At 29.9% G+C, this 6,736-nt stretch carries 9 protein-coding genes; all 9 read left to right on the top strand.

The window, feature by feature from the left end:
• A partial coding sequence (locus KKC53_03995) for an amidohydrolase family protein (GenBank protein MBU2598328.1) occupies positions 1–421 on the top strand: 421 nt, incomplete at its 5' end.
• A 49-nt stretch (positions 422–470) separates the two neighbouring features.
• The gene (locus tag KKC53_03990) at positions 471–1,619 is read left to right on the top strand and encodes a glycosyltransferase family 4 protein (GenBank protein ID MBU2598327.1); all 1,149 of its coding nucleotides are present in this window, start codon (positions 471–473) and stop codon (positions 1,617–1,619) included.
• A gap of 213 nt (positions 1,620–1,832) precedes the next feature.
• A complete protein-coding gene (locus KKC53_03985; GenBank protein ID MBU2598326.1) occupies positions 1,833–2,102 on the top strand; it encodes a hypothetical protein in 270 nt (89 codons plus the stop codon).
• A 78-nt stretch (positions 2,103–2,180) separates the two neighbouring features.
• Complete coding sequence (locus KKC53_03980) at positions 2,181–2,891, top strand: hypothetical protein (protein MBU2598325.1); 711 nt, start codon at positions 2,181–2,183, stop codon at positions 2,889–2,891.
• Between the two features lie 112 nt (positions 2,892–3,003).
• Positions 3,004–3,249 (top strand): zinc ribbon domain-containing protein, encoded by a 246-nt coding sequence (locus tag KKC53_03975; protein MBU2598324.1) that lies wholly within the window; start codon positions 3,004–3,006, stop codon positions 3,247–3,249.
• 203 nt (positions 3,250–3,452) lie between these two features.
• Entirely contained in the window at positions 3,453–4,652 is a 1,200-nt protein-coding gene (locus KKC53_03970; GenBank protein MBU2598323.1) for an exodeoxyribonuclease VII large subunit, read from the top strand.
• 34 nt (positions 4,653–4,686) lie between these two features.
• Positions 4,687–4,938 (top strand): exodeoxyribonuclease VII small subunit, encoded by a 252-nt coding sequence (locus tag KKC53_03965; GenBank protein ID MBU2598322.1) that lies wholly within the window; start codon positions 4,687–4,689, stop codon positions 4,936–4,938.
• 566 nt (positions 4,939–5,504) lie between these two features.
• Positions 5,505–5,939: a division/cell wall cluster transcriptional repressor MraZ gene (gene mraZ / locus KKC53_03960; GenBank protein ID MBU2598321.1), complete on the top strand. Its 435-nt coding sequence runs from the start codon at positions 5,505–5,507 to the stop codon at positions 5,937–5,939.
• A partial coding sequence (gene rsmH / locus KKC53_03955; GenBank protein MBU2598320.1) for a 16S rRNA (cytosine(1402)-N(4))-methyltransferase RsmH occupies positions 5,929–6,736 on the top strand: 808 nt, incomplete at its 3' end. The genes mraZ and rsmH, both read left to right, overlap by 11 nt.

The raw sequence follows: 6,736 nt of genomic DNA, 5'->3' as shown, positions 1-6,736 counted from the left end.
TCTCGCTTCTGATATGAAAATGGCTGAAAAAGGATGGGGTGAAAGATGTAAGTGGTCTTATGCCTGGAATGAATTGGTAAAAAATAGAGTTCATCTTACTTTTGGTTCTGATTGTCCCGTAGAAACTATTAATCCTATCAGAGACCTTTATGTATCAATCACAAGGAGAAAGGAAGATGGCTATCCGGATGGGAGTTGGTATCCAGAACACAAGTTAACACTAAAAAGAGCCATATATTCCTATACTTTTGAGGGAGCTTATGCATCAGGAGATGAGGATATAAAGGGTTCTATTGATGTTGGAAAGTTAGCTGATTTAGTTGTTTTATCTGAGAATATTTTTAAAATTTCACCAAAAGATATATTAAATACAGATGTCTGTTATACTATTTTAAATGGAAAGATTGTTTATAGTAAGTAATTGGTAATTCAAAAATTTCAGCATCAAGTTTTAATAAGGGAGATATATTTTGAAGATTGCAATTATAACTGAAGGATATAAGCCATTTATAAATGGAGTTATAGTTTCCATTGATCTATTTGCAAAACAGTTTAGAAAATTGGGACATGAAGTCTATATATTTGCTCCTTCATATCCTGATTATGAAGAAGATGAGGAATATATTTTCAGGTTAAGATCTGTCCCGTCAATAATACAAAAGAGCATAAGAATCCCTGTACCCACATACATAAAAATGGATAAATTATTTTCCAAGATAGGGTTTGACATAATACATATACAGCATCCAATAATTTTTGGACAAGTAGTAAAACGATTAGTGAAGAAATATAAGTTACCACTTGTTTTTACTCACCACTCTTTTTATGAAAATTATTCTCATTACATTCCATTACCTCAAAAATTTATAAAGAGAATGGCAATAAAATTAAGTGTAGATTTTTCTAATAATTGTGATTTGGTAGTAACTCCTTCAGAAACAGTAAAGGAAGTATTAAGAACCCGTGGTGTAATAGCTCCTATTGAGGTTATTCCTACTGGAATCAATTTTAAAATGTTTAATAAAGCTTCAGGAGATTTTGTTAGAGAAAAATATCAAATTAGCAAAGAAAGTAAAATATTACTTTTTGTGGGAAGAATGTCTAAAGAAAAAAACTTAGATATTTTATTGGATAGTTTTCCAATGGTTATTTCAGATTTTCCTGATACTTATTTAATATTAGTTGGGGAAGGTCCAGAAAGAAAAAAAATGGAGAAAAAGGTTAAAGAAATTGGCGTTAACGATAAAGTCTTATTTATAGATTCACAACCATATAATGAAATACCCAATTTTTATAAAGAATCTGATTTGTTTCTTTTCCCATCAAAAAAAGATACGCAAGGATTAGTAGTTTTGGAGGCTATGACATGTGCCTTACCCATAGTAGCAGTTAGGTCAATGTGTGTAGAGGAACTAAATATTGATAAAAGAGCTGGGTTCTTAACAAGAAACTCTCCAATTGAATTTTCAAAGAAAATCAGGAAATTATTAGCTGATAAAAATATATATAATGAATTTTCAAAAAATTCTGTAGAAATTGTAAAGAAATACTCTTATGAAGATTCAGCTACTTTACTTATTGATAAATTCAAATATTTAATTTCTTGTAAAAAAGGTTAAATATATAAATTTAAATAAGAGTTAAAGCTTTTTGTAATAAATTTTTGTAATAAAAGTACTTTTTTAAATTAAGTTAAAAACTATAAAAAATTTTTTAGAAAATTATGTTTACAAGAAATTTTTAAGTTGAGTATAATAATGTTTTAATTATAGAATTATTTTTGTTATAAAATTATTGAGGAAAGAAAATTTTAAATAAAATAAAGAATTTCAATGAATAGGATTATTAAACTTAATATAAATAAGATAATCAAAAATATCGCATCTTTAACTATATTTACACTTTTTATAGTTGGCTTAATTTCATCATTTAGCTGTAAAGGTGAGAAAGCACCTGGTGAAATCGATTGGAACAAAGTTATTGAATTTGTACCTTTAGAAGAAAGGGAAGGTTTTGGTGAAAAGGATCAAATATTCGAGCCAATAGAAATTACGTTGCTTCATACTAATGACACAAGAGGTAATATTCAACCATGCGGTTGAAACCCAAGACAAGGTGGAGTTGCCCGGAGGGCGACCGTAATTAGAGAAATAGAAAGTCAAAAAGAAAATGTCATTATTTTGGATGCTGGAAGTGCTTTGTATGGACATTATGATACTGAATATAGTAAAGGTGAAATAATGATTAAATTTATGAATCTCTTGGGGTATGATGCGATATCATTAGGTTCAATGGACTTTAAATATAAAATGGATGAAATATTAGATTTAAATGATAAAGCTGAGTTTCCGATTTTAAGTGCGAACTTAGTATCCAAGCAAGATAAAAGTTTAGTTTTTGATGCATATACTATTATTGAATCATCAGGTAGAAATATTGCTATAATAGGAATAAGTCCATATCCATTAGAAGAAAGCTCTGAAAGTGATATCATAGAGAAATATGAAACTATAGATCCAATAGAAGCTATTAACAAAATTATTGATGATTTAAGGTTAAAAGCAAATATAATAATAGTCTTATCATCAGCTGGAAGAGAGATAGATGAGAAAATAGCTAAATCTATAGATGCTGTTGATATTATTGTTGCAGGTTCTTCAAATCAAATAACAATGGAGCCTGTTGTTATAGAAAGGGAAGAAAAATCAGATGCATTGATAGTTGAAAGTCAGGTGTTGGGAAAGAAATTAGGAAAGCTGATTGTAAAATTTAGCTCTGTTGGAAAGATTAAAGAATTTGAAGGAGAACTGCTTAAATTGGATCCAGAAGTAGAAGATGATCCAGAAATTGCAAAAATTTTAAAAGAATATTTAGAACAGATGAAAAAGTAGAATGTAAGCAATAAAGTATAAAAAATTTTAATTACTTAAATTCAACTTAATGAAATCTTGACAATTGAATTCAATTGAGTTATATTATCTCGAAACTGTGAGGTGATAAAAAGTGCCAATATATCAATATCAATGTGATTTTTGTGGAAATGAATTTGAATTATTAAAAAAATTAAATGGGGCTGATATAGTTTTATGTCCGATTTGTGGAGAAGAGGCTACAAGAATTTTTTCTTCAGTTGGAATAATTTTTAAAGGTTCTGGATTCTATACCACAGATTCCAGGAAATTTGATGATAAACCAAAGGATTTTAAATATCCTAAAAAGTCCTCAAAGAAAAATGATGAGGAGAACTAATTAATTTGATTTTTTCCTTCCTAAAAACCTCTATCCTATAAATAACTACGATATATTTTTTAAAATTTATGATATATTTAATCTAATCAATGATAGATTTTTTATCTAAAAAAAATTCAAAAAACTATAAAAATATTTAAAAAATTTATTATCAACTTAAAAAAAATAGAAATTCAATTCAGGTAAAAATATCAAAATTATATATGGAGGGAAAATATTTGGAAGATTTTAATGAAATTAATAGGTTAGAGGGAAAAATTTATAAAGTAAGTGAACTTAATTTTGAATTGAAAAAACTGTTGGAAGGAAATTATCCGGATATTTGGGTTGAGGGAGAGATCAGCAATTTTCATCATCACAGCTCAGGTCATATGTATTTTGATTTAAAAGATGAGAATTCAAAAATTAAGTCAGTTATGTTTTTAGGTGATAATCGTAATCTTAAGTTTATGCCAGAGGATGGTATGAAGGTTCTGACCAGGGGAGGAGTGACTCTGTATTTGAGAAAAGGAGAATATCAAATAGTTGTTAGATACATAGAGCCAAAAGGAAAAGGAGCTCTACTAATTGCATTTGAGCAGCTTAAGAAGAAGCTGAAAGCTGAAGGTCTTTTTGATATTAAATATAAAAAGCCAATACCTTTTTTACCTTCAAGAATTGGAGTTGTTACTTCTTTAGGTAGTGCAGTCCTTCATGATATAAAAAATGTATTGAATAGAAGATTCGAAAATCATCACTTAATCATCAGTCCTTCCAGTGTAGAAGGAGAATCTGCTTCTACTGAGATTTGTAGAGCTATTGAAAATTTAAATCAATATGGGAAGGTTGATGTAATAATTTTAGCTCGAGGTGGAGGTTCTCTTGAGGCTTTATGGGCATTTAATACAGAAGAGGTTGCAAGGGCAGTCTTTTCTTCAGAAATTCCAATTATAAGTGCAGTTGGTCATGAAACTGATTTTACAATATCAGATTTTGTTGCTGATCTAAGAGCACCAACTCCATCTGCAGCTGCTGAAATGGTAATGCCAGAGAAATCTGAACTCTTGAATCAAATCTATAGTTATATAACTAGACTAAAAACAAGTTTACCAAGGGTTACTACAAATCTTAAAAATCAAGCAAATTACCTTTATGGAGACTTACAAAAGGCAATATCTGTCATAATTAATGAAAGAAAGAGTTCTTTTAAGAATTTATCTGAAAAGCTGAATACCCTGAGTCCACTTGCCATACTATCAAGAGGATATAGTGTTTGTTATATGGTCCCAGAAAAGACAATTGTAAGAAGTTCAGATGATGTAAAAATAGGTCAGCAGGTCGATATACTTCTTTTTAAAGGGGATATAGTATGTAAAGTTTTAGAAAAGGATGCTTATGAAAAAGTTACTGATATTTGCAAATAAAAATTAAGATATTTAGATTATAAAAGGAGGAATAATGAATAATGAAAATTTAGAGCAGAGAGATTTTGATGAAGTCTTAAAAGAGCTTGAGGAAATTGTTTCAACTTTAGAAAAAGGTGATTTGAATTTAGAGGAATCCTTAAAAAAATTTGAGAAAGGAATAAAGCTTTCCACTCACTGCTTAAAAAAACTGAATGAAGCTGAAAAGAAGATAGAGATACTTGTGGAGAAAATGGGAGGAGAATCTGAAGTTGTTCCTTATGAAGAAGAGGAAGAGGAAAAATAATTATTTTCCCCCTCTCCTTATTCCTCTCCCACCAGGGGAGAGGAATATAGATATAGGGCAACCCTTTAGGGTTGCTTTATTAAGCAAGGCTAAAGCCTTGCCCTACGTTTTAGTCTAAAGACTATAGCCAAAACTATTATTATCTATTAAGTTTTTTTTTCTATCTATCACATTATCCTTATAAGAGAGACATAGCTATATACTCAAAGCTGATATGTCTCATGTCAAGACTTAACCTGATAAAAGGTTGATATATCTCATGTCTAGACCTAACCTCATAAAAGATTGATATGTCTTATGTCAAAACTTGGTACTTAACTTAATGTTATATGTCAAAACCTGACCCCTTTTTATAACTTAAATTTATTTGTTTACTTTATTAAAAGCAGAAAAAAAATTCACTCAAAATATTATTTTGAAAATTTTTAAAAAAATTTTTAAAAATTTATAGACATCAAGAGGGGCATTGTGGTATATTGTGGAGGAAAATGGAGGATTTTTAGATTCTATATAGAAATATAGAATACACTACTTGTAAAATTTACTGAAATAGAATGGGGATTAGAGTGTTTCTTGGTACTTTTTTTCACAACTTAGATGAAAAAGGTAGATTATTTATTCCTTCTAAATTTAGACCCCAATTGGAACATGGGTTCGTTATAGCAAAAGGCATTAATGAAAAATGCCTATTTCTATTTACATTCGATGAATTTGCATCACTTGAAAATAAAATTAAAACTCTACCAATATCAAGGAAAAAAGTACAGGAATATGTTCGATGGATTTCATCATCTGCAAGCGAGGAATTCATGGATCAGCAGGGAAGGGTAACTATTCCCTCAGCTCTAAGGGAATATGCAGAACTTGAAAAAGAGATTGCTTGTGTTGGAGTTTGGGGAAGAATTGAGATATGGTCAAAGAAAAATTGGGATAAATTTTTTAAGAAAGCAGATAAAGAATTTTTAGAAATATCGAAAGATATAGAGGACCTTGGATTTTAATAAACAACATTCAACACCATGGCATGTGCCTGTGATGTTGGATGAAGTTATAAACATATTAAGACCTAAAAATGGGTCAATAATAATCGACAATACAGTAGGCGGCGCAGGTCACGCTGAAGAAATAATTAAAGCAATTGCCCCCGAAGGCATATTAATAGGTATAGATAAAGACAAACAGGCCTTATGCGCCGCCAAAAATAGATTATCTAAATATAAGACAGGTTTTAAATTAAGACACGGAAATTTTAAAGATGTTCTTTACATAGCAAAGGAGTTGGATCTTTCTACTATATCGGGAGCACTCTATGATTTAGGGACTTCTTGGGCTCAAGTTGATTATCCTGAAAGAGGATTTAGCTATATTAGAGAAGGTCCTTTAGATATGAGGATGGATTCTTCTCAAAAATTGACTGCATATGAAGTTATTAACTCTTATTCAGAAGAAAAGTTAAATGAGATATTTAAAAAGTATGGTGAGGAACGATATTCATATCAAATTATTAGGGCTATAGTTGATCACAGAAAGAAAAAGAAGATAGAGACAACATTGGAATTAACAGAGATTATTAATAATGCAGTTAGTGGTAAAGCAAAAAGAAGAGGCCATCCATCAAAGAGGATCTTTCAGTCGATAAGGATAGAAGTAAATGATGAGCTAAATTCTCTTAAACAAGGACTTGAGGATATATTCAAGTTACTTGAGGTTGGTGGAAGAATTGTAGTTCTTTCTTATCATTCATTGGAAGATAGGCTGGTTAAAAATATTTTTCTAAAACTGATCGATGGCTGCATTT

It is taken from the genome of Actinomycetota bacterium (assembly GCA_018830725.1).
In the GTDB taxonomy this organism is placed as follows: Bacteria; Actinomycetota; Humimicrobiia; order JAHJRV01; family JAHJRV01; genus JAHJRV01.
This window is presented reverse-complemented; position numbering and strand designations above follow the sequence as displayed.

Bases quoted from the DNA above. Each gene is read 5' to 3' on its own strand.
- KKC53_03985 (MBU2598326.1), top strand. From the start codon at position 1,833: ATGAATAGGATTATTAAACTTAATATAAATAAGATAATCAAAAATATC.
- KKC53_03970 (MBU2598323.1), top strand. From the start codon at position 3,453: ATGGAGGGAAAATATTTGGAAGATTTTAATGAAATTAATAGGTTAGAG.
- KKC53_03965 (MBU2598322.1), top strand. From the start codon at position 4,687: ATGAATAATGAAAATTTAGAGCAGAGAGATTTTGATGAAGTCTTAAAA.